Source organism: Enterobacter sp. R-25 (genome assembly GCF_049913205.1).
GTDB lineage: Bacteria > Pseudomonadota > Gammaproteobacteria > Enterobacterales > Enterobacteriaceae > Enterobacter > Enterobacter ludwigii.
In genome coordinates, this window is the sequence record NZ_CP183982.1 from 530,931 (window position 1) to 555,625 (window position 24,695).

25 protein-coding genes and 1 pseudogene are annotated in these 24,695 nt (G+C 53.0%); 17 read left to right on the forward strand and 9 right to left on the reverse strand.

What is annotated here, in order from left to right:
• Nucleotides 1-73: 73 nt before the first annotated feature.
• Nucleotides 74-187: pseudogene (locus ACN9MQ_RS02495) on the forward strand (FosA family fosfomycin resistance glutathione transferase); the annotation flags it as partial.
• A gap of 101 nt (nucleotides 188-288) precedes the next feature.
• Here ACN9MQ_RS02495 and ACN9MQ_RS02500 read toward each other — a convergent pair.
• Nucleotides 289-1,194, reverse strand: a complete 906-nt coding sequence (locus ACN9MQ_RS02500) for a phosphorothioated DNA-binding restriction endonuclease (RefSeq protein WP_320189630.1) — start codon at nucleotides 1,192-1,194, stop codon at nucleotides 289-291.
• Between the two features lie 253 nt (nucleotides 1,195-1,447).
• Here ACN9MQ_RS02500 and ACN9MQ_RS02505 point away from each other — a divergent pair, with 253 nt between their 5' ends.
• Together ACN9MQ_RS02505 and ACN9MQ_RS02510 are read left to right on the forward strand one after the other, a co-directional pair.
• The gene (locus ACN9MQ_RS02505) at nucleotides 1,448-2,260 is read left to right on the forward strand and encodes a hypothetical protein (RefSeq protein ID WP_426021243.1); all 813 of its coding nucleotides are present in this window, start codon (nucleotides 1,448-1,450) and stop codon (nucleotides 2,258-2,260) included.
• Between the two features lie 523 nt (nucleotides 2,261-2,783).
• Nucleotides 2,784-3,236, forward strand: coding sequence for a SymE family type I addiction module toxin (locus ACN9MQ_RS02510; RefSeq protein WP_020885352.1), 453 nt, complete (start codon nucleotides 2,784-2,786; stop codon nucleotides 3,234-3,236).
• A gap of 95 nt (nucleotides 3,237-3,331) precedes the next feature.
• Here ACN9MQ_RS02510 and ACN9MQ_RS02515 read toward each other — a convergent pair whose 3' ends face one another.
• From ACN9MQ_RS02515 to ACN9MQ_RS02530, 4 genes are all read right to left on the reverse strand, one after another.
• Nucleotides 3,332-4,078, reverse strand: coding sequence for an SAM-dependent methyltransferase (locus ACN9MQ_RS02515; RefSeq protein WP_020885351.1), 747 nt, complete (start codon nucleotides 4,076-4,078; stop codon nucleotides 3,332-3,334).
• A 10-nt stretch (nucleotides 4,079-4,088) separates the two neighbouring features.
• The gene (locus ACN9MQ_RS02520) at nucleotides 4,089-4,346 is read right to left on the reverse strand and encodes a YjhX family toxin (protein WP_014168433.1); all 258 of its coding nucleotides are present in this window, start codon (nucleotides 4,344-4,346) and stop codon (nucleotides 4,089-4,091) included.
• 288 nt (nucleotides 4,347-4,634) lie between these two features.
• Nucleotides 4,635-5,207 (reverse strand): DUF1349 domain-containing protein, encoded by a 573-nt coding sequence (locus tag ACN9MQ_RS02525; protein ID WP_020885350.1) that lies wholly within the window; start codon nucleotides 5,205-5,207, stop codon nucleotides 4,635-4,637.
• Nucleotides 5,208-5,257: 50 nt separating this feature from the next.
• Nucleotides 5,258-6,253 (reverse strand): LacI family DNA-binding transcriptional regulator, encoded by a 996-nt coding sequence (locus ACN9MQ_RS02530; protein WP_044859407.1) that lies wholly within the window; start codon nucleotides 6,251-6,253, stop codon nucleotides 5,258-5,260.
• Between the two features lie 241 nt (nucleotides 6,254-6,494).
• Here ACN9MQ_RS02530 and ACN9MQ_RS02535 point away from each other — a divergent pair, with 241 nt between their 5' ends.
• From ACN9MQ_RS02535 to ACN9MQ_RS02560, 6 genes are all read left to right on the forward strand, one after another.
• Nucleotides 6,495-7,733 (forward strand): MFS transporter, encoded by a 1,239-nt coding sequence (locus ACN9MQ_RS02535; RefSeq protein ID WP_426021241.1) that lies wholly within the window; start codon nucleotides 6,495-6,497, stop codon nucleotides 7,731-7,733.
• 19 nt (nucleotides 7,734-7,752) lie between these two features.
• A complete protein-coding gene (locus ACN9MQ_RS02540) occupies nucleotides 7,753-9,186 on the forward strand; it encodes a glycoside hydrolase family 32 protein (RefSeq protein WP_426021240.1) in 1,434 nt (477 codons plus the stop codon).
• A 92-nt stretch (nucleotides 9,187-9,278) separates the two neighbouring features.
• Nucleotides 9,279-10,544: an OmpG porin family protein gene (locus ACN9MQ_RS02545; RefSeq protein WP_032679549.1), complete on the forward strand. Its 1,266-nt coding sequence runs from the start codon at nucleotides 9,279-9,281 to the stop codon at nucleotides 10,542-10,544.
• A 14-nt stretch (nucleotides 10,545-10,558) separates the two neighbouring features.
• A complete protein-coding gene (locus ACN9MQ_RS02550) occupies nucleotides 10,559-12,052 on the forward strand; it encodes a glycoside hydrolase family 32 protein (protein WP_047366562.1) in 1,494 nt (497 codons plus the stop codon).
• 12 nt (nucleotides 12,053-12,064) lie between these two features.
• Nucleotides 12,065-13,078, forward strand: a complete 1,014-nt coding sequence (locus ACN9MQ_RS02555; RefSeq protein ID WP_020885345.1) for an OmpG porin family protein — start codon at nucleotides 12,065-12,067, stop codon at nucleotides 13,076-13,078.
• Between the two features lie 108 nt (nucleotides 13,079-13,186).
• Nucleotides 13,187-14,137 (forward strand): aminoimidazole riboside kinase, encoded by a 951-nt coding sequence (locus tag ACN9MQ_RS02560; RefSeq protein ID WP_113656626.1) that lies wholly within the window; start codon nucleotides 13,187-13,189, stop codon nucleotides 14,135-14,137.
• A gap of 210 nt (nucleotides 14,138-14,347) precedes the next feature.
• On the opposite strand, the gene trpS is transcribed toward ACN9MQ_RS02560, so the two are convergent.
• Nucleotides 14,348-15,349, reverse strand: a complete 1,002-nt coding sequence (trpS, locus tag ACN9MQ_RS02565; protein ID WP_086463000.1) for a tryptophan--tRNA ligase — start codon at nucleotides 15,347-15,349, stop codon at nucleotides 14,348-14,350.
• Nucleotides 15,350-15,548: 199 nt separating this feature from the next.
• On the opposite strand from trpS, the gene ACN9MQ_RS02570 reads away from it, so the two are divergent.
• Complete coding sequence (locus ACN9MQ_RS02570) at nucleotides 15,549-15,974, forward strand: fosfomycin resistance glutathione transferase FosA2 (protein WP_025205684.1); 426 nt, start codon at nucleotides 15,549-15,551, stop codon at nucleotides 15,972-15,974.
• On the opposite strand, the gene ACN9MQ_RS02575 is transcribed toward ACN9MQ_RS02570, so the two are convergent.
• Complete coding sequence (locus ACN9MQ_RS02575; protein WP_050737545.1) at nucleotides 15,960-16,967, reverse strand: LacI family DNA-binding transcriptional regulator; 1,008 nt, start codon at nucleotides 16,965-16,967, stop codon at nucleotides 15,960-15,962. The two genes, ACN9MQ_RS02570 and ACN9MQ_RS02575, sit on opposite strands and share 15 nt — an antisense overlap.
• Nucleotides 16,968-17,152: 185 nt before the next feature.
• Between ACN9MQ_RS02575 and ACN9MQ_RS02580 the strand changes: the two genes are divergently transcribed.
• Both ACN9MQ_RS02580 and ACN9MQ_RS02585 read left to right on the forward strand, forming a co-directional pair.
• Nucleotides 17,153-18,241, forward strand: a complete 1,089-nt coding sequence (locus ACN9MQ_RS02580) for a cellulase family glycosylhydrolase (RefSeq protein ID WP_279256629.1) — start codon at nucleotides 17,153-17,155, stop codon at nucleotides 18,239-18,241.
• 45 nt (nucleotides 18,242-18,286) lie between these two features.
• Nucleotides 18,287-19,681 (forward strand): MFS transporter, encoded by a 1,395-nt coding sequence (locus ACN9MQ_RS02585; RefSeq protein ID WP_020885339.1) that lies wholly within the window; start codon nucleotides 18,287-18,289, stop codon nucleotides 19,679-19,681.
• A gap of 33 nt (nucleotides 19,682-19,714) precedes the next feature.
• On the opposite strand, the gene ACN9MQ_RS02590 is transcribed toward ACN9MQ_RS02585, so the two are convergent.
• Nucleotides 19,715-20,101, reverse strand: a complete 387-nt coding sequence (locus tag ACN9MQ_RS02590) for a VOC family protein (RefSeq protein ID WP_426021239.1) — start codon at nucleotides 20,099-20,101, stop codon at nucleotides 19,715-19,717.
• A 93-nt stretch (nucleotides 20,102-20,194) separates the two neighbouring features.
• On the opposite strand from ACN9MQ_RS02590, the gene ACN9MQ_RS02595 reads away from it, so the two are divergent.
• The 3 genes from ACN9MQ_RS02595 to ACN9MQ_RS02605 all read left to right on the forward strand — a co-directional run bounded on the left by ACN9MQ_RS02595 (nucleotide 20,195) and on the right by ACN9MQ_RS02605 (nucleotide 22,868).
• Nucleotides 20,195-20,965, forward strand: a complete 771-nt coding sequence (locus ACN9MQ_RS02595) for a DeoR/GlpR family DNA-binding transcription regulator (RefSeq protein ID WP_333062427.1) — start codon at nucleotides 20,195-20,197, stop codon at nucleotides 20,963-20,965.
• Nucleotides 20,966-21,028: 63 nt separating this feature from the next.
• Nucleotides 21,029-21,631, forward strand: a complete 603-nt coding sequence (locus ACN9MQ_RS02600) for an ATP-dependent Clp protease proteolytic subunit (protein WP_014168451.1) — start codon at nucleotides 21,029-21,031, stop codon at nucleotides 21,629-21,631.
• A gap of 115 nt (nucleotides 21,632-21,746) precedes the next feature.
• Entirely contained in the window at nucleotides 21,747-22,868 is a 1,122-nt protein-coding gene (locus ACN9MQ_RS02605) for a cupin domain-containing protein (RefSeq protein WP_040018535.1), read from the forward strand.
• A 38-nt stretch (nucleotides 22,869-22,906) separates the two neighbouring features.
• Here ACN9MQ_RS02605 and ACN9MQ_RS02610 read toward each other — a convergent pair whose 3' ends face one another.
• A complete protein-coding gene (locus ACN9MQ_RS02610) occupies nucleotides 22,907-23,101 on the reverse strand; it encodes a DUF2767 family protein (protein ID WP_020885335.1) in 195 nt (64 codons plus the stop codon).
• A gap of 229 nt (nucleotides 23,102-23,330) precedes the next feature.
• Between ACN9MQ_RS02610 and ACN9MQ_RS02615 the strand changes: the two genes are divergently transcribed.
• Nucleotides 23,331-23,564, forward strand: coding sequence for a DUF2171 domain-containing protein (locus ACN9MQ_RS02615; RefSeq protein WP_020885334.1), 234 nt, complete (start codon nucleotides 23,331-23,333; stop codon nucleotides 23,562-23,564).
• A 138-nt stretch (nucleotides 23,565-23,702) separates the two neighbouring features.
• The gene (locus ACN9MQ_RS02620) at nucleotides 23,703-24,656 is read left to right on the forward strand and encodes an AraC family transcriptional regulator (RefSeq protein ID WP_324285191.1); all 954 of its coding nucleotides are present in this window, start codon (nucleotides 23,703-23,705) and stop codon (nucleotides 24,654-24,656) included.
• The last annotated feature ends 39 nt before the right edge of the window (nucleotides 24,657-24,695 follow it).

Sequence of the window (24,695 nt, forward strand, 5' to 3'; positions counted from 1 at the left end):
CCTTCTTAGCCATCATAGATTGAGCCCTAAATTATTACCGCTTATAGTTTGACGCTTCAGTAGCTAACAGGGCTTTCTTTACCCGTATGGTCACAAGCTGGAGCTACATGTAGGAGATTTATCATCTCGACTGGCGCAATGCCGTGAGAAGCCTTACTCTGGAATGCGTTTCGGATCTGGAAAATAATCACGCAACTTTGTGATCTTCCACGCAGTATTCAATTTTAAGTCCCATTTTGGGGGCAAATCCTCAAAATAAAATCTCATAACCCATTAGTTTTCAATAAATTAAACTAAAAGGCGAGTCCGGCCTTCGCACTCCCCCCTATACACCTCCCTCCGATGCCATTCCACAAACCCCTCCCCTGGATAATTCCCTTTCACCATCGGCAGTGCTATCTGCTTCCCGGCGAAATCCCAGAACAGTCTTCCTACAATCCCATTCCCGTTGCCATTTACCGCCTCAGAGACCAGAACCCGCAAACTGTCATCCAGCCCAATCGATCCCTTATCAAACGCTTTATGATGAATTGCACACAGCGCCAGCCCGTTCGGGATTTCACACGGCCCGCCAAACTGTTTCCATTTGATATGCGCGGCTTCAAGCGCAACGGAGGTGTTATCATGTCGCATGTTGAATCCGCAGATTGCACATTCATAGTTATAGGCGCGAAGCACCTGCTGGCGAAACAACGGATCGCGAACCTTACGGATCTGTTGAATATCAAAACCCATCTCATCTGCGATCTCTTCCTGGATGCTTTCCGGGAAATGCGCCTCAAGGATCTTCTGTGCCAGCGAGCCGATCAGCTTCTTGTTCTTTCTCAGTAGCGCATAGTGTTCTTCATCAAAACCGCCAGCGACCTTATGTTCAACCAGCTCTTTTACCGGTGGCTGTTTGCTGCCAGTGGTGGAACAGAGTTCACTGTTCTCAAGATCCCAGAATCCATCCCCTTTGAGCCGCCAGAAGGGCATGTTCGGGTAATGTTCTTTCCTGTCTGGACCAAAGCGTTCTAACAGGCTTAGCAGTTGAGCATGTACCTCGGTACCGTAGTCAAACAGACGTGCATGCCCCTGCTGATAGTTCGCCAGCACGTACAGAAGCAATAAAGGCTTATGTGGCGCACGTTGTTCGCCCTTGCGCCAGATGGTGATGTTGGCAATTGCCTGTTCGAGTGTTTTGCTGGAAGCCATCGCGTTACGGAAGAAGGTAAATAATTGCGATGATGCTCGAAAATTCGCACTTGTTCAACCCACCAATGTGTCACTATCAACCACAATACGTCGACGGAGAACGCTTTTCCCACTCATTTTTAGTACCTCCGTCATGGCCCTTAAATTTGAAGAGGAAGATCTGTAATTTATCCCAGTAGATCTTTTAAAATTAATAGACTGACTATCCATCTTAGGGATATCATTTTTGTGCGATTATTACTGGGGATATAATGTGGAATTATTAAATCGTTTTTTGAAGTTAGAAGTTCTAAAGCGTATATATTATGGTTTATTTTCTTCAGGTGTGGCTGTTTTCGTGTATTATTGTGTGCGAATTGGTTTTTTTCCTACAGGTTTATCACTTTCAGATGTGATTTTCTTTTTCATGGTTATTATGTCCTTTTCACTGTTTTTGTTATTTTTCTTGCTTTGCTGGTATTCCATTTCAGTTGTAATTTCTAATTTTGCAATGAAGTTTATAATTTTCGTTCTTCAGATGCGGAAAATAAAGGATAAGAGGTTGCTTCGCCAATTCAAAGGCATAAATTTAATTGCAGAGAGGATGAAAATTTATAGTTATATGCCTTACCATTATTTTATTGCTTTAACTGGCGGGTTGGTTATTTTTTCTGGGATTAATTCTGGAAAGATTGACACATTATTAGTTACCCTGTCCATAATGATAATGTCAATCTGTATATCATTAGTTCCTCATGCTTATACAGACCGAAGGATCAAACGAGGCCATAAAAAAAATCATCTAATTTCTCTTGTCGTATTCTCAATTTTTATATTTTTTACTCTGTCTGGTATGCCACCTATTCTCAACGATACAAGTATGAGCTATATTGGTTTTCGGAAATATGATGTTACGGTTACTCTTGAAGGTAGCGACTTGGAAATGGCTAGGTATCTAACAGGAAATAAAAATCAAACTCACTTTAAATGTGATGCTCTTTTTACCGGGATAGGTAGTACGTCTTTATTGGAGATTAACGATAAAAGGATTATTGTAAAAAATTCCGGCATGTCGCTCGCATTCTAGATGAATAACATAGTGAAGTATTGCAGCAAAGAAAATTGCTGCAATTCAATTATTTGATTTATAGTTTACAATATCACTTATGCTAATATTATTAATTGGTCGGTGATGTTGATTTTCTTAATTACACTCAGACGTGGGTTTTCTTACTAAACAAATGCATGTATTGGTTTTTAGAGGGGGGTTAAGTTTATGTAAATTACAAGGGTAACCATTGATGTGGTTTTTATGTTGTCAATTTTTTAGAATAATATGGTAAGTATAATTAGACAGCGTTGATTCCAATGCTGATTGATGCGTAAATGTGTCTTGTGGTTTTTTTGATGTTTCCTGAATCCCCCTCGCAAATTCCAAATTTACCCCACGCCAAACCGCTGTATTTATATTCAGCCTAGTATAATACGCATCAGAAATAACGCCGAACGGCAGAGTGAGTTTCACAGGAATTATTTACAACGAGACGCGATATGAAGGTGCTGCAACACCCCCATACCGCTAACCACAAGCAACTGAAAAGGAGTTGAAAATGGCTGCGCCGAATTTTATGCCAGAGTTTACGGTTTGCAAAACAGAATCAGATGCTTTCACCGGCATGATTGAAAACCGCGAGCTGGTACGCAAAAACAGCACCCGCCGTCTTCACGGCAACCAGACCAGTGCCGCGCCTGTTCACCCCCGCGCAGAAACGCCGGAAGCAAGTTCCGCCTGCTGTGAACTCTATGCCCGGATAGATAATAAATATCTTCCGCTGGGGGGAGACTGGTTAACCCGGGCAGGGTTTATCAGCGGTATGCCGGTTAAAATCCGGGTGATGAAAGACTGTATTGTGATCACGCCGCAGCATACAAGAGAATTGTGGGGATGCCTGGAAGGGATGAGTGTGGCGAATATCAATAAACAAAAAGTCGCTCAGTGGTTAAAAACATTTCCGGGGGCGTTAAATGATACGGGCGATATCCCGGTGATTAAACGCGGGTGAACGTGACGGAATCCGCGTTCATATTATCCTGAGCCGCCTTAATACCTGATGCGTGAAGGCGGTATAGTCGTTAAGGCTATACCGCCTGTTTCATGCTATCGGGCAATCAACGCAAACACCCCCCAGCCAAAGTACTCTCGTGTGTAGGTGACGTGGCGTTTGGGCGCAATTGTCAGCTCCGCGCGAACTTCTTGTGCAAAGTCATCGTCAGAGTTTTCCGCCAGCCAGCGACGCAGGGTCATCCATTTCGCCGCTTCGTATCTGTCCCAGCCTTCCTGGTCTGCCAGAACCATTTCCACCAGGTCATAGCCCTGTGCGTCGAACGAGGCGACCAGGTCGGGCAGGGTGAGAAAGTCAGCGATGGACGAGACGCCGCAGGCTTGGGCTATCTCATCGCTCGCAGGAACCTGACGCCAGTAGGGTTCACCGATGAGTATCATCCCGCCAGGCCGGAGGCTTTTTGCCAGCAGCGCCATTGTTCCGGCGACGCCGCCGGCAATCCAGGTGGCGCCCACGCAGGCCGCCACATCACATTTTTCATCTGCAACGTATCCGGCCGCGTCGTCATGAATAAAACGCACGTGATCGCTGACGCCGAGTTCGTCAGCACGGCGCGTTGCCTGTTCGGTGAAAAGTCGGCTCATGTCGATGCCGGTGCCGGTAATGCCATGATCGCGCGCCCAGGTGCAGAGCATTTCACCCGAACCGCTGCCGAGATCGAGAATGCGCGTGCCTGGCTTCATGCGTAACACGCGGCCCAGCGTGGCGTACTTTTCCGGGGTGAACGGGTTATGAATGCGGTGTTCGCTTTCGCTGACGGTAAAAATACGTGGGATATCCATCATCCTCTCCTTAACGATTATCTGGCTGGGCACGAACGCTGTTCAGCCCGGTCGTGTTAATGCGGTAGGGCTGACCGTTGACGGACTTGATCAGCTTTTTGGTTTTGAGTTTTTTGAAGACGGCGAGCGTGCAGTCGGCGAGCAACAGCCCTTCGCGGCTGTAGCATTCAACGGCGGTGACGCGGCCTGAGCTATCGCGGACGTGCGCAATACGTCCACCTTTGGCGAGAACGTGTAAGGTACGTTGTTCCTGACGGGATAAATTCATACTGGAAAACCTGTTTAATCATCATGTGCAAAACGTGCAAACACACCGCGGTGTCCGCATTCGATTTCGGCGCATTGATAATCAGTCCGGCCTGAAAGGTCGGGGAGCTGATTATCGGATGATGACATTCTCCAGCATCAAAGCCTCGGCTTGAGTTGAGAGGTATTTACGGGGTGAATAATATCACCTGTTTATTTTAAGGGAATGGTCGGGTGGGAAAAGTGTGATCCAGGTGGAAGCTCAGGCAGCGCCATCAACGGATCGTAGAACCGGATGGCGCGATGTAAATCAGCTGAGATCGTGCAGCGCTTTATCCATGGCCGGAGCGAGACTGAAATCACTAAACTCGACGGCTAAGCCGCTGCGTTCAGGCGTGCAGCACATGACACCGACTTTCACTGGCCCCGACGGAAAATGGCATAAACGCAGCAAAGGCCACGACAGCCCGTCTGCTGAGTACTGTAACCGCAACGCGTCTCCCTTGCGGGTCAGGCGAAGCCAGAACTCCCGGGGGTTACCCGGGAAGATACCGGTTGCCCAGTCGGAGGCCTGTAACGTCAGTACGCTGCCAATGGCCGGCGCGCCATCATTGTATTCAATTCCGGCCTTGAGCCAGTGTTGCTCGTCCGACATCAGCATGATTCCCGCCTGGTCATAGAGCGTGCTGAAATCAGCGCGGATGTTTGTCTGAAACGTGAAATCACCTGCCGCGTCAGTCGCGTAGATGTGGCCCGAGAAACGCTCGAATCCGTACCACGTATGGCGCCAGAAATCGGTGTGGTCGTCGGTCACGACCGATAACGTGTTGTTCTCGCTATGCCATTTGGCCGGTTCGTTTATCCAGTAAAATTCGTTTTGCATAATGTCCCCAGGTGACTGTCAAAAGGTCGTCGGTATGCGGCCTCCCTTGCTCAACAGGATTCGCGCCTGAGCCAGGGGCTCTCGACCAGCACCTTATCCCGGTGGGTGTCGCCATTGATAATGTGCAGGGTACTTAAGCGCCCAATCTCATAATGCGGCAGCTGGACCGTGGATAGCGGGGGTAAAAACAAATTTCCGATGCCGACAAGATTATCGTAGCCAAGAACGGCAATATCCTGTGGGATTCGGATCCCCTGCGTTAACAGCGTCTGATACACCATGAAGGCAATACGGTCGTTACCACAGATGACCGAATCAAATTGCGGTTTCCCCTGAACGATATGCGCCAGCAGCATCTCCGGAATATCCCGGTAGTGCTCATCGCCAAATTGCATATAGCAGTGTTCAAGCGTATCAGGATCGATACCGGCTTCACGGCAGGCGCGATCAAGCCCCTGACGGCGGCGACGCGTCGCCAGATGGTTGACAGGTAAATGCAGGCAGAGAGGGCGGCTGTATCCCGCCGCCAGCAAGGCCTGTACGGCCGTATACTGGCCTTGCTCATCGTCAGGTATATAGCTGGCAACCGGTTCTCCTGTGTTCTCGCAGTTGGCCAGAACGCAAGGGTGCTCCAGTAGCCGGGGAGGGATGCTCACTTCACGCAGCCCCATGGTGGTGAAAATGATCCCCCCGGGCCGGTGGGCGAGCAGCAGGTCGACAATATCGTCAGGGTTATCATCGGTAAACATATTCACCACGAAGCTGTTCCAGCCATACGCCCGTGCGGTTTCTTCGATAGACAGCGTGATTTCTACCGAAAAAGGGGTGGTGACGGTATCCAGCGCCAGCACGCCGATGGTTTTGTTCCGGGAGCCGACACGACGAACCTGCCGGGCTGAGAGGTCAGGCACGTAATTTAACTGCAGGATCGCCTCCTGCACCCGGGACAGGGTTTCAGGCTTTACGCGTTTCGGGTCATTGAGCACCCGTGAAACCGTCATGAGCGATACATTGGCCAGTTTGGCCACATCTTTTAAAGACGCCATAGCTTTCCATTATCTGAATGCATTCGACCCGGTAAGGTGTTGTGAGCCAATGCGAATGTCCTATTCTAGGCACCGACACCCAGGGTTACGCAAGTCACGCTTAAAAGTTTGAGCGCGATCTCAACACATTAATGTTAACGTTAACTTTTGTGATTAACATCGAGTATCACATCAAAACCAAGTGTATGCCTGAAATGTTAACGTTACCATCTTAGCATATCCTTCTTGCGAGATTACGTAGATGAAAAAACGGCCTACTCGAAGTTACATGCTGCTCAGCGCTCTGCTGTTCTTTTTCTTTGTGACCTGGTCCTCATCAAGTTCACTTCTCTCAATCTGGCTTCACCAGGAAGTGGGGCTAAAGGCATCGGAAACCGGCATTATTTTTTCCGTGTTATCTGTCTCCGCGCTCTTCGCGCAGGTCTGTTATGGCTTTATCCAGGACCGACTCGGTCTGCGCAAACATTTGTTATGGTTTATCACCGCGTTGTTGATCCTCTCCGGCCCGGCTTATCTGCTTTTTAGCTACCTGCTGAGCGTTAATATTCTGCTGGGCAGCGTATTCGGGGGCTTATTTATCGGGCTGACGTTTAATGGCGGTATCGGCGTTCTGGAGTCCTATACCGAGCGCGTTGCGCGCCAGAGTACCTTTGAGTTTGGGCGGGCACGCATGTGGGGGTCTCTGGGCTGGGCGGTCGCCACGTTTTTTGCCGGGTTACTGTTTAATATCAACCCTGACCTTAACTTCCTGGTGGCTTCATGCTCAGGGTTAATCTTCTTCTGTCTGCTGGCCCGCTTAAAGGTGGCCGCGCCGGCAAGCATGGAGAAACTCGAAATTGGCGCTAAAAAAGTTTCTCTGGAAGACGCCCTGCGTCTGCTGACTCTGCCGCGCTTCTGGGCGCTGATATTCTTCGTGGTCGGAACCTGCATTTACGGCGTATACGATCAGCAATTCCCGGTCTATTTCTCGTCACAGTTCCCGACATTACGAGAAGGGAACGAGATGTTTGGCTATTTAAACTCTTTCCAGGTCTTTCTCGAGGCCGCGGGTATGTTTTGTGCGCCGTGGCTGGTTAATCGCATTGGCGCTAAAAATGGCCTGATATTCGCAGGTATGGTGATGGCGCTGCGCATGATTGCTTCCGGGCTGGTGGAAGGCCCCTTGCTTATCTCCATTACCAAACTGCTTCACGCGGTCGAACTGCCAATATTGTTAGTCGCCATATTTAAATACAACAGCCTGAATTTCGACAAACGTCTCTCCTCCACCATTTATCTGGTGGGATTTGCCTGCACCAGCTCCGTCATTGGCACCGTCTTGTCCCCGCTGGCAGGCTTTAGCTATGAGAAATTTGGCTTCGCCCAATCCTATCTGATCATGGGCATCATGGTATTCAGCACCACGTTTATTTCCATTTTCCTTTTGCGCTCAACTAAATCCTCATCTGAGCCATCTTTTCTGCAGCAAAACGCTGTGTAATGTACTGAGAGTAAAGACGATGACATCCTTATTAGAACAGGCTGAACAGGTGCTTGAAAAAGCACAATCCGGGATTAATCCGCGCTGGTATCCGCGCTATCACCTCGCGCCTCGCGCAGGCTGGATGAACGATCCTAATGGCCTGGTATGGTTTGACGGCTGGTATCACGCCTTTTATCAACACCATCCCTATTCCCCGAAATGGGGTCCGATGCACTGGGGGCACGCCCGAAGCAAAGATCTGGTGCATTGGGAACATTTGCCCGTCGCGCTAGCGCCGGAAGGCCCGGCGGACAAAGACGGCTGTTTCTCCGGCTCCGCCGTGGTGGACGGCGATACGCTGGCGCTCATCTACACCGGACATAAATTTCACGGCCCGTCGGACACAGACGACAACCTCTACCAGGTGCAGTGTCTGGCGACCAGTCGTGACGGCATCCATTTTGAACGGCACGGCAGGGTGATTGATACACCGCCCGGACTGCATCACTTTCGCGATCCGAAGGTGTGGCGCGAAGGTGAGTTCTGGTACATGGTTGTCGGCTCCCGCGTGGAAAATACCGGCCAGGTGCGCCTGTACCGTTCCACCGATCTCCGCGAATGGCATGACGAGGGTATTTTCGCCGAGGCTGATGCAGGCAAGGGCTTTATGTGGGAATGCCCGGATTTCTTCACCCTGGGAGAGAAGCGTGTCCTGATGTTCTCGCCGCAGGGCATGGCGGCGGAAGGGTATCACTATCGCAACCTGTTCCAGAGTGGCTATTTACTTGGGGACTGGCAGCCAGGTCAACCGTTCACCCACAGCGGACAATTTACTGAGCTGGACCACGGTCACGACTTTTATGCCCCGCAGAGTTTCGTGACCCCGGATGGCCGACGCATTGTCATCGGGTGGCTGGATATGTGGGAATCACCGATGCCCGAACAGCAGGATGGCTGGGCCGGAATGCTCTCGCTTCCACGCGAATTAAGCCTTGTCGATGGCCGGGTGAGAATGAAACCGGCTGCCGAAGTGACCGCGCTGCGTGGCAGCTATTATCCCACGCCCGTCCGCTGCCTGAACAATCAGAACGTCCTTGTCGCGGCAGATGCCGACGCGGTCGAAGTTCAGCTGGCATGGGATTTGAGCGCATCGACGGCTGAACAGTTTGGTATCGCGTTGGGCGACGGGCTGAGAATTTACGTCGATGATCAGGCCGGGCGTCTGGTGGTGGAGCGCCGCTATCCGGAATATTCGCTGGAAGGCACGCGCAGTATTCCGCTACCAGCAGACAGCGTTCTGTCACTGCGAATTTTTATTGACCGCTCATCGGTGGAAGTTTTTGTTAACGATGGTGACGCTTGCTTAAGCAGTCGTATTTATCCGCAGCCGGGCAAGCGCGATATTTCATTGTTTGCAAATCAGGGGAAGGCCTCATTATACGATGCGGGATACTGGTCTTTAGATAAATAATTCTCCGTTCCGACCTGTTTCTTGCAGGGTGAGTTTTTATTTCTGCCAGTCTCTGGCTGGCATGTTATTGTCTGGAATAATGAGAGAGCAAAATGGATGAAAGCGTAATACCTCAAAATTGCATTGTCTCGAAAGATAAAAACATATTTGTTCCAGGAAAACAGACGCTGGCATTAATGGTGACATTAGCGGCATTTCCTGCCATTGCTGAAGACGTTACAGGAAACTATCAAAGCTATTTTCAGGATGAATCAGACACCAACGGTACGAGTGTATCATCAGCCAATAACGGCAATGAACAATCGTCCCTTCGTGCTTCGTCTTCTCCGGTTGCTGCAGGTCAAAAACCTGAACTCACGACCTCGTCAAAGCCCGTGACGTTATCGGCGCAAACGGAGAATAAAAAAGCGGAAGTGAAAAAGCGTCCTAAAGGGGATAACCCCGAAGACGTCAGTCTGTTGCGTTTAAGGCAGGAAGATCCGCCGGTTCACTGGAACAGTATCGGTCGTAACATGGAAGTGGGTGGCCTGCACGGAAACATCGGGTCTCAGATAGAAATTGACGATGTTCGCTGGAGCAATAATAAGAAAAACAGCGGCAAGTTTAAACTCGCCACCATTCAGGCCTTTTTAAGGCACGATGAATTGCCTAACTGGTATTTCGGTTTCTGGAATGCCAGAGAAGACAGTTATAAAGGACAGTTCAGTAATCAGGACTATCAAGGCACCAATACCATCAATGAATTTTTTGTGGGCCATATTTTCGAAACCTGGCGAGGGAATATCGGTACGGAAGTTATGGTCGGGTCCGAAACGGCAACGAAACGCTGGAAAAACCGGTTTAAGATCTGGCAGGACCTGCGACTGTCCAACAAATGGAGCCTGGCCGGATACGCGTATGGCGAATATCAGCCTCAGGGGAACGAACCGGGGAATGGCGATCTGGAGCAGTACATTTTCGAAATTGAGCCAGCCATTCAATACCGCGTGAATCCGGATCTCGGACTCTATTTGCGACCCTATTATTATCATAACCGCCAGGAGCGTCAGAGCTGGGGCGATATTGTCGAAGAAGAATGGAAAGTCACGGCCGGACTCTGGCGAAACTGGTATCCATTATTAACCTCCCTGTATGTTGGATTTGGCCAGGACAAAATAGATAACGCCAGCAATGCCAGCGAAGTTTTCTATGACGGTCGGTATAAGTTTATCGGTGGCACGCTGAGTTATCCGGTATTTGGTGAAGTGCGATTATACGGTGAATTCAAAGCACAATTTACGAAAGAAACCGGGCTTTGGACATCGACCGGTCACTCATGGAACCCGTTTACCGTGGTTGGCGTGAATTATAACTTCTGACATTCAGGTGTAGCATGAAAAAATTAATAGTTGCGGCATCTGTCGCGCTGCTTGCGCTTTCACTCGGCAATAATCCTGCCTGGGCGCAGCCTTCGAAAGAAACATTACAGAATAAAAGTATCACCCATATTAATGGCTTTTTCCCGCGGGTTGACGGTTCATTTGTGGGCGACCCTATGCCCGTGTTTAACGATGGCAAATTTGATATTTATTATCTTAATGATGTCCGCGGCGGCAGCGATCTGGGGGTACATGCTTTTCATCTCTTGTCGAGTGCCAACTTGTATGATTATCAGAACCATTCCGAAGTGATCCCCTACGTTAACGACGTTGACGATCCTGAACTGTTATTGGGAACCGGTTCGATTATTAAAGTCGGCGATACCTGGCATGCCTGGTACACCGCGCACAATGAAAATGTGTTCCCGGTTGAGTCTATTATGCACGCGACCAGCAAGGACCGCCTTCACTGGGTGAAACACCCGCAGGACACCATTTTACCCGGCGGTAACTATCGGGGTAATGATTTCCGGGACCCTCACGTCGTTTGGATTGAGGAAAAGAAAGAATACTGGATGTTAATTACTACGCGCAGTAACGGTCGTGGGGTTATTGCCCGGTACAGTTCAACGGATTTAACGCACTGGGAAGATCGCGGCGTATTTTTTGATAACGACACCATCACCAGCAATGCCAACCTCGAATGCCCGACACTGGTTTACTTCAACGGACGCTGGTATCTCAGCTTTAGCGACCAATGGCCGTTACGCCTGACACAATACCGGGTTGCGGATAATCCTGAGGGGCCGTGGCGGAAACTGGGCAATTATGTGGTCGACGGCTCGGGTTTTTACGCGGGTAAACTGGTACTCAAAAACGATCGGCTGTTTGTTTTCGGCTGGATCCCGACGAAAGCCGGTAACCGTGACAGCGGCAACATTGACTGGGCAGGGAATCTGGTAGCTCATGAGCTCACCGCAGATGATCAGGGCCAACTCAACAGCATCCTGCCCCAGGAGCTTCAGAAGGTCATCAGTGAGAATCCTGGTCCGGTGACCACCTTAACGAGCACTAAAACGCTTAAAACGGCCACGTCGTTCGGCCCCTTACAGTCGGCGCTGTACCCGGCCTTGCCTGAACGCGGTGAGTTGAGCGCAACCATCGATGTTCCTTCTGCCGGAATGGTGATGAGCTTTGGTCTGACCGACGACAGAGTCAGTGATGCGATGCTGAACGTTGTATTCAATAAGAGCAAAGGAAAAGTCTATTTTTTCAACGCGCCGCTCGCGTCGATTCATCAGGCTAACGCGGAATCCTGGGTAGATGTTCCGATCGGGGAAAAAATTGAGTTACGCGTTCTCATTCAAAACTCAATTGCTGTCTTTTATATAAACAATAAAACGGCATTCAGTACCCGGATGTATTCCATGCAGGAGAAGCCGTGGAGTATTAGCCTGCCTCAAAACGACCATTTTCACGCGACGTTGAAAATAAAAGAAATGATTTAACGGGATATTATTATGAAAAACTATCATGCCCTGTCTGTTATTTTTGCTCTTCTGTTTCCCGCGCTGGCGAATGCGAGCATGAGCATCATGAAGGACCCCTCGGGAAAGGTTGTTGCCGTGGACCCGTGGTCCTATCTGGATGAAGAGGTTATGTGGACCTCAGCCCGCTCCTCCAATCCTGCCGGTGGCCGCGTTCATGGCCAACTGAAGATGAAATATGCCATTGAGGACAATAACTGGCGTAACAGCCATTTCCACAACGGGAATGATTCACTGACGTTTGTACAAGGCGTGATGCGACACGATGCGTTACCCGGTTGGTATCTGGCTTTTTCTGAGGGCAGAACCACCCACTATAACGGGACGTGGGAGGATCAGTCTTACCTCAGCCAAAACCAGTGGACTCAGTTGATCATCGGCCATGAATATTTTTACAAACGTCTGCGCTATGGCTGGGATGTCATGGGTGGAAGCGCCTCAATCGAGGACCGCTGGCAAGGCCGCGTTAAGTTCTTTACCGATCTTCGGGTTACGGACAATTTCTCATTCTTTAATTATTTGTATCAGCAGATCGATCACCGCCGCAGCGGTGGGTCGCAAAATGACCGCGACGTGCGTTCATTTCAGATTGAGCCTGGCGTGCAATATATTATTAATAACACCACCGGCGTCTGGTTCCGCCAGCAATTTGCCTCTGCCATTTTAGACAGGGCGCAGTGGGGCGATATTGACGAAAAAAGCTGGACCACGTCTGTCGGCGTCTGGCGCAACTGGGGGAAATTATCCACAACGCTCAGCGGCGGATATGGCCATTATAAGAAATACAATGCGCAGCCTGAAGATGGCGAAGTCTTCCAGAATACCCGCAACCGCTTCCTGAAGGTATCGGCAAATTATCCGTTAACCTCTCGTTTTACCGTGTCAGGAGAAGTTACTGGCTCGTTGATAAAACAGGACGGAAGCTGGGTGACCCACGGTGAGGCTGTTACCACCGAATATAAGCTGATGCTGGATTATAACTTTTAACCCGTATGCCTGGATAATCCATGGTACCTGTTCATGCTTAAGCGCTATTAAAAAACTGACCTTCCCGCAGGTCGCATTTAAAAAGTTAATTATTATTGAGGAAATGTCATGAATATCTGGACTCTTGGCGATGCAGTGGTGGATCTTCTACCGCTTTCAGACATGCAATATCAGGCCTGCGCAGGAGGTGCCCCGTTCAATGTGGCAATTGGCGCTGCGCGTCTGGGCTGCCAGAGTGGTTTTATTGGCCGGGTCGGTGAGGATGACTTTGGTTATTTTCTGAAGAAAACGCTGTCTGACGCAGGCGTTTCAACCGAAAGTCTGCAGTTGGATAATCAGCACAGAACCAGCACGGTATTGGTCTCTCTGGGCCGCGCTGGCGAGCGTGGATTTACCTTTTTAACCAACCCTTCCGCGGATCAATTTTTAACACCCGATGCGCTGCCCGACTTTAGCGACGATATTCTGCACTTCTGCTCTCTGGCCCTGGTCGCCGAAACGTGTCGTCATACGCTCGTCACCGCCATCAGCCATGTAAAACAGCGTGGGGGATTACTGAGTTTCGACGTGAATTTACGGGAGCAAATGTGGCCCGATAAGCATGAAATGCTCGAGACGGTGCGTCATTTCGCCGCCCAGGCCGACATTCTTAAACTCTCGGAAGAAGAATGGCACTGGATGACAGGCTCTCACGATTTTTCCCATGCGCTTAATGCTCTCAATGCTCTGCCCGCGCAACTTAAAGTCGTGACCTACGGTGAGCAAGGTGCCATGGTGCTGTGGCGCGACAGCGTTATTCATTTCGACGGTTATACCGTCAACAGTATTGATACAACCGGGGCTGGCGACGCGTTTGTCGCAGGGTTGCTGGCCTGGATTGCACATCGCGGGATGCCGCAGAATGTTGAACAACTCCACCAGTCCATTGCTCAGGCCAGCGCCTGCGGTGCCCTCGCGACAACGCGCAAAGGGGCGCTGACCGCGTTACCTGATACCAACGCACTTAATAACTTTATCACTCGATTCTCGCTACCGGATTACGAGGTGAAAAAGGGCTAAACAGGGTGAGAACATGTTTTGTTCACATCCTGGATATCAGCGCCGTCCAGACCATTGAGCAGGGCGGCTAGCCGCATCGGTAGAGATATCCCCTGACGCCATCCCTCCAGACTCACTACCGCCGCCACTGCTGCGAGAGTGCGGTGGTTCTGGTTGTGAAGGCCACAGATGCAGGCGTCGACTGAGGAGAAGACGACTGTAATCGCGAGTTCAAAACACCGGCACCCCCAGCCCAACCTTCACTTCCCTCAGCGTTCCCTGCGTCACCGCCTGCGCCCGTTCCGTGCCGCGCTTCAGCATCGCCATCAGCTCCCCTTTATCCTGCATGTACATCGCCCTCCGTTCCCGCATCGGTGCAATCAGCTCCTGCAGGCACGCCTCCAGCTCGTTCTTGCATGCCCGGTCACCCAGTCCGCCCGCCTGATAATGCGCCTTCATCGCTGCCACTTTCGCTTTGTCCGGATGAAACGCGTCGAGGTAGGTAAACACCACGTTTCCCTCAATCTGCCCCGGGTCGCTCACCTTCAGGTGGTTCGGGTCGGTGTACATGGCGCTGACCGCACGGTGAATCGTCTCTTCACTGGCGGAAAGGTGCAGGGTGTTGCCCAGTGATTTTGACATCTTGGCGCTGCCGTCGATGCCGGGCAGGCGGCCGGTGTCGCTGAGCATCGCTTTGCAGTGGCGCAGCACCGGGGCAGGCAAGAGGCTGTTCATCTTGTGCACAATCTCATTGGTCTGCTCAATCATCGGCAGTTGGTCGTCGCCGACGGGGACGCACTCGGCTTTGAACGCAGTGATGTCCGCCGCCTGGCTGATGGGGTAGGCCATAAAACCGACCGGCAGCGAGCGGGCAAAGCCTTTCTGCGCAATCTCGTTTTTCACCGTCGGGTTACGCTCGACGCGGGCGACGGTGACGATATTCATATACAACATTGTCAGCTCGGCGAGAGCGGGCAGGGCGGACTGCAGGCAGAGTGTCGTCAGGTTCGGGTCGATGCCGGCGGCGAGGTAGTCGGCGAGCACTTCAGGGATGTTGTCGCGAATTTTTTGTGGGTTGCTGCCGTTGTCGGTCAGCCCCTGCAGGTCGGCAATCAAGACATACTGGTTATGCGTCTGCTGTAGCGCCACGCGCTGGCGCAGCGAACCGACGAAATGACCCAGGTGCAGCGGGCCGGTTGGGCGGTCGCCGGTGAGGATGGTTTGAACGTTCATAAAGACTCCTTAATGTGCAATTGCCGAAAGGGGTCTTAGAAATGTGAAAGCCGCCTTTCGGCGGCTATCTGAAAATGGGGAAAACTACTCCGTGCCGCCTTTAAGAAGGCAGCCACCAGCGGTTTACGGTGAGCACGGCGTGGTTTATGTTCATGAAGTTACCGTACCACGTCTGGCGCAAAAAACAAAAGGGCACGTCATGCTGCAATCACTCAACCATCTGACCCTCGCGGTCAGCGACCTGCAAAAAAGCGTTACCTTCTGGCACGAGTTGCTGGGGCTGACGCTGCACGCCCGCTGGAATACCGGGGCCTATCTTACCTGCGGCGATCTGTGGGTCTGCCTGTCCTATGACGAGGCGCGCGGTTACGTGCCGCCGCAGGAGAGCGACTATACCCATTACGCGTTTACCGTTGCGGCGGAAGATTTTGAGCCGTTCTCGCACAAGCTGGAGCAGGCAGGCGTTACCGTCTGGAAGCAGAACAAAAGTGAGGGGGCATCGTTCTATTTTCTCGACCCGGACGGGCACAAGCTGGAGCTGCACGTGGGCAGCCTCGCCGCGCGGCTGGCGGCGTGCCGGGAGAAACCCTATGCCGGAATGGTCTTCACCTCAGACGAGGCTTGATGTCCGTACCTTCAGCCTGCCCGCCAGCGTCACGTGGGTGGCGGCATCTTCCTGATTGCACAGGTATTCCACCGCCAGCCGTCCCAGTTCGCTGTAGGGGAGCTGGATACTGGTCAGCGGTGGGGTGAGTTGCTCGGAGATCTTCTGGTCGTCGTAGCCCGCCAGCAGCATATCCTGCGGGATGCGCACGCCGTTTACCGCCAGCGCCTGATAGCAGCCGATCGCCAGCCAGTCGCTGGCGCAGAAGATGGCGTCCGGGCGTTTGTCCAGCGCCAGCAGAGAGGTGGTGGCGGTAAAGGATTCGCTGAACTGCCAGTTGGTCTGGCGCACCAGACTCTCGTCACAGGCTAAACCGGCCTGCTGTAAGGCGGCCTGATAGCCGGCCAGCCGCTGGCGGGAGGCCTCCATCCAGCTCTCGCCGGTGATGTGGGCGATACGCGTTGCACCGCAGGCGATCAGGTGTTTGGTCACCTGGAAGGCGTTGGCGTAGTCGTCCGGAATAAACGACGGCAGCAGCGGCGAGCCGGGATCGCGCTGATTGAGCAGCACCAGTGGAATGCGGGTGCAGTCCTGAAAAGCGGTCATGTCGACAAGCGTGGTAACGGGGGAGGCGAGGATAATCCCCACGCAGTTGCGCTTCTCCAGCTGGCGGATAATGTTCAGCGCCAGCTCTACGTCATCACCGTAGTCGTACACCGTCAGCAGCGCTTCGTTGCGCCATGCGGCTTCCCGCGCCTGGCTGATGGCATCGATAAAGGGATCAAAGCTTTGCAGGGAACTGACCAGCAGGGCGATTTCCTCCTGGTTACGCGGGGCGTGAATGGCAGGCAGGCGGTCATAGCCGAGCTCGGTCGCCACGCCGATCACCCGCTGGCGGGTCTCGTCGCTGAGCTTGATGTTACGGGACTGGTTGAGCACCAGCGATACCGTCGCCTGCGACACCCCCGCCGCCCGCGCAATATCGTTCATCGTGACTTTTGTTTTTCGCTTCATCCGTCCTCTCCCTCTCGCGACACCGCATCATACCCTAACTGTTCGCTTACGCGCCGTCGATCACGTTTCTTATTCGCGCCTGCATGAACTTTGTGAAGGCTGTCGCTTTTCGGAGCGTCATGAATTGCGCATTTATCCCGCAACTAATATTTATTAGCTAAATATTATCAGTAAGAGGACGCGTAATGAAAGAGCAGTGGAGCAGGGAGCAGGCACAGGCGTGGTATGAACAAAAAGGCTGGCTGTGTGGGTTTAACTATTTACCGTCGACGGCGGTGAACTGGACCGATATCTGGCAGGAAGAGACCTTCGATGCCGATACCATTGACCGCGAACTGGGCTGGGCGGCGGAGGCGGGCTACAACACCCTGCGCATCAACCTGCCGTTTATTGTCTGGGAACACGACCGCGACGGCCTGATGGCGCGCATCGACGCGTTTCTGGCGATGGCCGACAGCCACGGGTTCAGCACCATGCTGACCCTGATGGACGATTGCGGTTTCTCCGGCGATGAACCGTATCTGGGGCCGCAAAAGCCGCCGGTACCGGGCAAGCACAACAGCCAGGCGGCAGCGAGCCCGGGGCGCGATAAAGTCTGCGATCCCGACTGCTGGCCGCAGATTGAGCGCTATATCCGCGACGTTATCCGCCAGTTCCGCCACGATGAGCGCGTACTGCTGTGGGATCTGTATAACGAGCCGGGCAACCGCGGCATTTTTGCGACCGGTACGCAGGAGGTGCAATACGACGCGAAGCTGGAGACCTGCGCGCATGAGCTGATGAAGCTGGCGTTCCGGTGGGTGCGTGAAGAGGATCCCACTCAGCCGCTCACCGTCTGCGCGTGGCGTCTGCCGGCGGAAGAGGAGGGCGAGACGTTTTATCAGCATCCGCTGGATCAAACCGCGCTGGCGCTATCCGACGTGGTGAGCTTCCACGCTTACACCAACACCGGACGCATGACCGCGATTATCCAGCAGCTGCAGGCGCTTGGGCGGCCAATCTTCTGCACCGAATGGCTGGCCCGCCACGTGGGCAGCACCCTCGAGGAGCAGCTCCCGTTGATGTACACGGCGAAGGTCGCGCCGTATCAGTGGGGGCTGGTGCGCGGTAAAACCCAGACGTGGCTGCCGTGGCCGGTGGTGATGAAGGAGTCTACGGACTACTGCCGCCTCTGGTTCCACGACGTTTTTGAGGAGAACGGTATCCCGTTCTCGCGCAGTGAAATGGCCTTAATGAAGAAGCTCCGTAAGATCGCCCCGAAAGCGCAGGGCTAATAATATCGACCCGGCGGTCTGCCGCCGGGCAACCAGGTACGCACTATGGCAATGACAATGAAAATACCGTCTCGCGAGTTGTGGTCTTATTTTGGTTATGGATTAGGTCAGTGTTTTAGCTTTGGTTTAGTGGGTTCGTTTATTAACTATTTTTACACCGACGTGCTGGGGATTTCGGCGCTGGCGGCGAGTACCATCTTCCTGATTGCCCGCGCGTGGGATGCGGTTCACGACCCGCTATTTGCCAGCATAATGGACACCATTAACACCCGGTTCGGCAAGTTTCGCCACTTTTTGCTGATCGCCCCGTTACTCATTACCGGCGTCACGCTGCTGTCGTTCTATAAAATCGAAGCGGACATGACCACCAAAATTCTCTACGCCGGGGTGACGTACATTCTGTGGGGAACGCTGTACGCCATCTCTGATATCCCGTTCTGGTCGATGTCGTCGGTGATGACTAACGACTCCGGGCAGCGCACCCGCGCGGTGACGGCGGCCATGCTGGGGGTTAACGCCGGGATCGCCTGCGCCAACATTTTCTTTCCGAAACTGGCGGCGTTCTTCGCCCAGTACAGCAACGATAAAGGCTATTTTATGGCGGCGCTGGTGATGATGCTGGTCGGCCTGCCGCTGATGCTCAACGGCTTTATGCAGATTAAGGAGCGTGTGCCGCCGAGTCCGGAAAAGGTGACGATACGTGACACTTTTCATAACCTGCGCCAGAACAAGCCGCTGTTTATCGTTCTGCTGTCGTTCTTCTTCTGCGTGTTCCATAACGTGGCCGGCGGCCTCTACATCTACTTCTTTATCAACAATATGGGTGACGGCAGCCTGCAGATGGCGATCGGTGTGATGGGGATTATGGCGGCGGTGGTGTGTCTCGTCGCCCCGATGCTGACGCGCAGAATGCAGAAGCGGAAGCTGTTTATGATCCTCTGCGGACTGGATGTCGCGGTACGCGTGGTGATGTGGTTTGTGGGCTATCAGCAGACGGCGATGCTGTTTATCCTGCTTGGCCTGAGTACGCTGTTCGTGATGATGTCCAACATTCTCACCTCGTCGATGATTGCCGACACCATCGAGTATGCGGAGTACCACACCCACAAGCGCTGTGCGGCGATCACCTTCTCCGGACAGACCTTTACCGGCAAGATGTCGGTGGCGGTCGGTGGCGGGTTAATCGGCGTGTTTCTGACGATGATCGGCTATGTCCCGCAGGCGCAAACCCAGAGTGACGGCGTGCTGTCGGGGTTGTTCTTTGGTATCTGTCTGCTGCCGGCCATCGGCTCGCTGATCCGGCTTGGGTTTATGTCGCGCTTTACCTTTACCGAGGAGAAGCATGCGGAGATTTGCCGGTTGCTGGCGGAGCGTCAGCACGAGAAAGCGCAGCAACGTGAGGGCGAGGAAAATCTGGCACGCCCGGCCACGGTGAATTAAACATTAACGCCTGCATAGCAGGCGTTATGTCTTTTACTCTCCTGTGAGCTCAATCCGGTTGCCATCCGGGTCCGCAATCACCGCTTCATAAAACCCATCCCCGGTCATGCGGGGGGCGCTGAGCAGGGTGCCGTTTGACTGCGCCTGCGCCGCCATACGGTCCACTTCAACCTGGCTGCCGACGTGAATGGCGATATGCGCCCAGCCAATAAACTCCGGATGAGCCGGGGCGTCGGGCAGGTCCGGAACCGTCATCAGTTCAAGGGTTGGCCCGCCATCCAGGGTAATAAAATGTGACGCAAAGCCCGGGCGATTTTTGCTGAGGTAGCGTTCATTACGGCGTCCGCCAAAAACCGTTTCCCAGAACTGTACCTGTGCATCAAGGTGTCGGGTCCAGAGTGCAACATGGGCAATGTTCATTGTTATCCTCGCGGTGAGTGCTGATTGACAGAGCACGCGCAGTGCAACATTATGCGCTTTGATGCTCGGTTTTGTTATTTTAAAGGACTTATAATGCTCGATTATGCTGCTTTTCCGGAGCAACGACAAGCGCTGATCCGTCAGATCCTTCAGGAGAGCGGAAGGGTGGTGTGCACCGAACTGGCGACACAAATGAAGGTCTCCGAGCACTCCATTCGCCGTGATTTACATGAGCTTAGCAAAGAGGGCTTCTGTAAAAAGGTCTACGGTGGCGCGGTACTTCAGCTGCCGGATGCGGGGATATTTAGCCGCCGCGAGCAGGAAAACAGTGCACAAAAAGCCACAATCGCGCAGAAAGCGGCAACGCTGATCAAAGCAGGTGGCTGTATCTTTATGGATACGGGCACCACCAACCTGGCGCTGGCGAAAGCCCTTCCTGCCGAACTCAGCGTGACGGTGGTGACCAACTCCCCGGCCATCGCGACCGCGCTGCTGCAACATCCGCTGTGTGAGGTGATCATCACTGGCGGGCAGCTCCAGCGGGCGTCCGGCGCGACGGTGGGTGCCACGGCTGCAAGCCAGCTTGAGGGGATTATCTTTGATCAGGCCTTTATCGGTGGCTGTGCGATGGATCCTGAGATGGGGCTGACCGGCTTTGATTTTGCCGACTGTGCGTTCAAAAAAGCGGTGATCGCCCAGAGCAACCAGACCATCGTGGCGTTGACTGCTGACAAGCTTCCCGGCGTGGCGCGCTTTGTCGTGGCAAAGAGCCGGGACATTGATGTGCTGGTGGTGGACGCGAATATTAAACAGGACGTTATCGACGCGTTTGCGGCGCAGGATGTTCGCATTGTGTGCGCCTGAGGACTTTGACCGGTAAAACAGGCTACACTCTGGTTTTGAGCGCTAAATGCTGAGGACATAACAATGCACTACACACTGAAAGAAGGCGATAAGGATAAAGCGGAAGGGTCAAACGGCGCGGGCGCGCTGCAGCAAAAACTGCTCGAGTCCCGCTCGATTGTTATCTCCGGTGAGATCAACCAGGAACTGGCGCAAAAAGTCATTACCCAGCTGATCCTGCTGCAAAGCGTGAGCAACGATCCGATCAAGCTGTACATCAACAGCCAGGGTGGCCACGTGGAAGCGGGTGATACCATCCATGACTTCATCAAGTTCATCCGTCCGGACGTACACATCATCGGTACCGGCTGGGTGGCGAGCGCCGGGATCACCATCTTCCTGGCGGCGAAAAAAGAGCATCGTTACTCTCTGCCAAACACCCGCTTTATGATCCACCAGCCGCTGGGTGGCGTGCGTGGTCAGGCGACGGATATTGAGATTGAAGCACGCGAGATCATCCGCATGCTGGATCGCGTGAACAAGCTGATTGCTGACGCCACCGGCCAGCCGCTGGAAAAAGTGAAAAAAGACACCGACCGCAACTTCTGGATGTCTCCGGCAGAAGCGCTGGACTACGGCATTGTGGGTAAACTGATTACGCATTATGACGATCTGAAGCTGGATTGATCCCTCAGGGCCGGACGTTTGCGCCGGCCTTCTCCTCTCGTTTGACCCATGACAAGTTCCCCCTGGACCGTCTCCCCTATAATCGCGCCTGTTTACCCTCTCACTGGTGCTACCCATGGCGTATCAACTGAACCTGAACTGGCCGGAATTTCTTGAAAAATACTGGCAGAAACAACCCGTAGTGCTGAAAAATGCCTTCCCTGATTTTGTCGACCCGATTACCCCGGACGAACTGGCAGGGCTGGCGATGGAGCCTGAAGTCGATAGCCGTCTGGTCAGCCATTCCAACGGTAAATGGCAGGCCAGCAATGGGCCGTTTGAGCACTTCGATGGCCTGGGCGAAACCGGCTGGTCGCTGCTGGCGCAGGCGGTAAACCACTGGCACATGCCTGCCGCGGAGCTGGTGCGCCCGTTCCGCGTCTTGCCAGACTGGCGTCTGGATGACCTGATGATCTCCTTCTCTGTCCCTGGCGGCGGCGTGGGCCCGCATATTGATCAGTATGATGTGTTTATCATTCAGGGGATGGGAAGCCGCCGCTGGCGCGTGGGTGACAAACTGCCAATGCGCCAGTTCTGCCCGCATCCGGCACTGCTGCACGTTGATCCGTTTGAGCCGATCATCGACGAAGATCTGGCCCCGGGCGATATCCTCTACATTCCACCAGGCTTCCCGCACGACGGCTTTACCCACGAAACGGCGCTCAACTACTCCGTCGGTTTCCGCGGGCCGAACGGCCGCGATCTGATCAGCAGCTTTGCCGACTACGCGCTGGAAAACGATCTGGGCGGCGAGCACTACAGCGATCCGGATCTGACCTGCCGTGAACACCCTGGACGCGTGGAACAGTACGAGCTGGATCGTATTCGCCAGATGATGATCGACATGATCAGCAAGCCTGATGATTTCACGAAATGGTTCGGTAGCTTTGTCTCGACGCCGCGCCATGAGCTGGATATTGCCACCGCGGAACCGCCGTACACGGCAGAAGAAGTACGTGATGCATTGCAGGGTGGCGAAACGCTGTCTCGCCTGAGCGGTCTGCGCGTGTTGAATATCAACGGCAGCGTCTTCATCAACAGCGAACTGCTGGAAACGGTAGATGCGAAGGCTGCGGACGTGCTGTGTCGCTACACGGAACTCGGCCAGGCTGAGCTGGGCGAGGCGCTGAATAATCCGGCGTTTATTGACGAACTGACCGGACTGATTAACCAGGGCTACTGGTTCTTCGACGAGTAACGGCTGGCGGCGTTTAGCCAGGCTAAACGCCGCCTCATTCAGACCAGCATATTACAGGCTTTCCAGTAATTCAGGAGCCGCTCATCGTCGCGCTCCTTCTCTGCTTTTGTTTTCATCGCCTGCGCCAGATTTTCACGCGACAGCTCGTGGCCTTTTTGCACAATGTCTAAAACCGCTTCACCAAGAGCCAGTGAAATTTCTGTACGATTATTACGAATATTACGAATCGTCATTAATGCCTCCTCGTTGGTTGCGATAATGTAATTATGAAATAAAAAATAAACGTCGAGAATAATTCATCTTATTCTTATTTTTTCATTATGCTTCGCTATGCCTCGTGGTAGTCATAATATCCTGTTGTGTCAATGATGTTTCAAAATGCTAATAAGCGCCCGTAAGCCAAATTTATGCGCTACAGTTAATTCCGTGCAACGGCCAAATAACCAAAACGGGAGAATTATTATGGTAGATAAAAACGCAATTATGGATCACGCTCAGGTTGTCGCCAGCTGCGGAACACACGTCGGTGTTGTGGACCATCTGGATGGCGAGCGTATAAAGCTTGCGAAAAGCGATCCGGAATCCGGTGGGAAGCACCACTTTATACCGCTCGGTTGGGTGGACAAAGTGGATGATAATAAAGTTGTCCTGACCAAAAACCATAAAGAGGTTTTTGCTGAGTGGCAGCAAGCATAAATATATCTCTTTAACTGAAATATATTTCTTCGCTCCGGCTCAGACCGGAGCGTAATACGTTTTATGCCCAGTGATTGCTGCCACCACCAATGAATGGTACTGTTTCGTTTGTCCTTTCCCCGATGCAGGCACCGTCATATGCTCCAGCGTGAAAATAGATCAGCGAAACGCCTGTTTTTTGTTGAGGATTTTCAGATATTCGGTGAGCGCTACGGCATCGACTACCGGTTCCCGCAGTTAAAAGATGCGCAGGTCAACAACCGCGCCGTGCTGCAGGGGAATGTGGAAGAGATGACGCTTTCATCCGGCATTTCACTGACCCACTCCAACGTTCGCGTTTTACAACCTTACGAAACCACCTCTCGCCATAGCAGCCCACTCTATATGCTGGTGGTGCTGGAAGGGGGCGTCACGATCGCGCTCAATGGCGTTGAATATGTCGTACGATCCGGCATGGCCTTCAGCTCCCGCCTGAGTGAAGAGCAGATAATGTGCGCGCGTCACGATGCCGACAGCATGCTGAAAACGCTCTCGTTTGGTCTGTTCCCACACGATGCCAGGCGCGAGACCCTGCTTGAGTCGCTGCTCCAGGAATGGCAAAGCCTGAATGCGCCCACTCTGGTCTGGCACGTTCCTGAGTTTGTCCTTGCGGGGATCCAGCATGCTCAGCAGCAGGGTCTAAGCGCGTTATCCCGTCAGCTGTTGCTGGAAGGGCTAATGTATCAGCTTCTGGGCCAGGGTTTGGCGCAGCGCCAGCAATCCTTCCCGTGCCGGCCTGAGCATGCGCGTCTTGAACGCGTGCGCAGCAGGCTGGAACAGTCTCCGGAGCAGGATCATACTCTTGCGCAGCTGGCCGCCCTCGCCGCCATGAGCCCGAGCAGCCTGCGCAGCAAGTTTCGTCAACGCTACGGCTGCACCCTTTTCGATTACCTGCGCGAATGTCGGCTCGCGCTGGCGCGTCGCTATCTGCTTGAAGGCTATAGCGTGCAGCAGGCGGCGTGGATGTGTGGCTATCAGCACGCCACCAATTTCGCTACCGCGTTTCGTCGCCATTACGGTATTGCACCGGGCGACGTGCGCAAACGCCGCTAACCTACTTTCTCTCTTCGCGCGAACGCAACCCGTGCGGTT

What these genes read in the sequence shown, in the direction of transcription:
- ACN9MQ_RS02500 (WP_320189630.1), bottom strand. Translation starts at nt 1,194, where the DNA reads ATGGCTTCCAGCAAAACACTCGAACAGGCAATTGCCAACATCACCATC.
- ACN9MQ_RS02510 (WP_020885352.1), top strand. Translation starts at nt 2,784, where the DNA reads ATGGCTGCGCCGAATTTTATGCCAGAGTTTACGGTTTGCAAAACAGAA.
- ACN9MQ_RS02515 (WP_020885351.1), bottom strand. Translation starts at nt 4,078, where the DNA reads ATGGATATCCCACGTATTTTTACCGTCAGCGAAAGCGAACACCGCATT.
- ACN9MQ_RS02520 (WP_014168433.1), bottom strand. Translation starts at nt 4,346, where the DNA reads ATGAATTTATCCCGTCAGGAACAACGTACCTTACACGTTCTCGCCAAA.
- ACN9MQ_RS02525 (WP_020885350.1), bottom strand. Translation starts at nt 5,207, where the DNA reads ATGCAAAACGAATTTTACTGGATAAACGAACCGGCCAAATGGCATAGC.
- ACN9MQ_RS02530 (WP_044859407.1), bottom strand. Translation starts at nt 6,253, where the DNA reads ATGGCGTCTTTAAAAGATGTGGCCAAACTGGCCAATGTATCGCTCATG.
- ACN9MQ_RS02535 (WP_426021241.1), top strand. Translation starts at nt 6,495, where the DNA reads ATGAAAAAACGGCCTACTCGAAGTTACATGCTGCTCAGCGCTCTGCTG.
- ACN9MQ_RS02540 (WP_426021240.1), top strand. Translation starts at nt 7,753, where the DNA reads ATGACATCCTTATTAGAACAGGCTGAACAGGTGCTTGAAAAAGCACAA.
- ACN9MQ_RS02545 (WP_032679549.1), top strand. Translation starts at nt 9,279, where the DNA reads ATGGATGAAAGCGTAATACCTCAAAATTGCATTGTCTCGAAAGATAAA.
- ACN9MQ_RS02550 (WP_047366562.1), top strand. Translation starts at nt 10,559, where the DNA reads ATGAAAAAATTAATAGTTGCGGCATCTGTCGCGCTGCTTGCGCTTTCA.
- ACN9MQ_RS02555 (WP_020885345.1), top strand. Translation starts at nt 12,065, where the DNA reads ATGAAAAACTATCATGCCCTGTCTGTTATTTTTGCTCTTCTGTTTCCC.
- ACN9MQ_RS02560 (WP_113656626.1), top strand. Translation starts at nt 13,187, where the DNA reads ATGAATATCTGGACTCTTGGCGATGCAGTGGTGGATCTTCTACCGCTT.
- trpS (WP_086463000.1), bottom strand. Translation starts at nt 15,349, where the DNA reads ATGAACGTTCAAACCATCCTCACCGGCGACCGCCCAACCGGCCCGCTG.
- ACN9MQ_RS02570 (WP_025205684.1), top strand. Translation starts at nt 15,549, where the DNA reads ATGCTGCAATCACTCAACCATCTGACCCTCGCGGTCAGCGACCTGCAA.
- ACN9MQ_RS02575 (WP_050737545.1), bottom strand. Translation starts at nt 16,967, where the DNA reads ATGAAGCGAAAAACAAAAGTCACGATGAACGATATTGCGCGGGCGGCG.
- ACN9MQ_RS02580 (WP_279256629.1), top strand. Translation starts at nt 17,153, where the DNA reads ATGAAAGAGCAGTGGAGCAGGGAGCAGGCACAGGCGTGGTATGAACAA.
- ACN9MQ_RS02585 (WP_020885339.1), top strand. Translation starts at nt 18,287, where the DNA reads ATGGCAATGACAATGAAAATACCGTCTCGCGAGTTGTGGTCTTATTTT.
- ACN9MQ_RS02590 (WP_426021239.1), bottom strand. Translation starts at nt 20,101, where the DNA reads ATGAACATTGCCCATGTTGCACTCTGGACCCGACACCTTGATGCACAG.
- ACN9MQ_RS02595 (WP_333062427.1), top strand. Translation starts at nt 20,195, where the DNA reads ATGCTCGATTATGCTGCTTTTCCGGAGCAACGACAAGCGCTGATCCGT.
- ACN9MQ_RS02600 (WP_014168451.1), top strand. Translation starts at nt 21,029, where the DNA reads ATGCACTACACACTGAAAGAAGGCGATAAGGATAAAGCGGAAGGGTCA.
- ACN9MQ_RS02605 (WP_040018535.1), top strand. Translation starts at nt 21,747, where the DNA reads ATGGCGTATCAACTGAACCTGAACTGGCCGGAATTTCTTGAAAAATAC.
- ACN9MQ_RS02610 (WP_020885335.1), bottom strand. Translation starts at nt 23,101, where the DNA reads ATGACGATTCGTAATATTCGTAATAATCGTACAGAAATTTCACTGGCT.
- ACN9MQ_RS02615 (WP_020885334.1), top strand. Translation starts at nt 23,331, where the DNA reads ATGGTAGATAAAAACGCAATTATGGATCACGCTCAGGTTGTCGCCAGC.
- ACN9MQ_RS02620 (WP_324285191.1), top strand. Translation starts at nt 23,703, where the DNA reads ATGCTCCAGCGTGAAAATAGATCAGCGAAACGCCTGTTTTTTGTTGAG.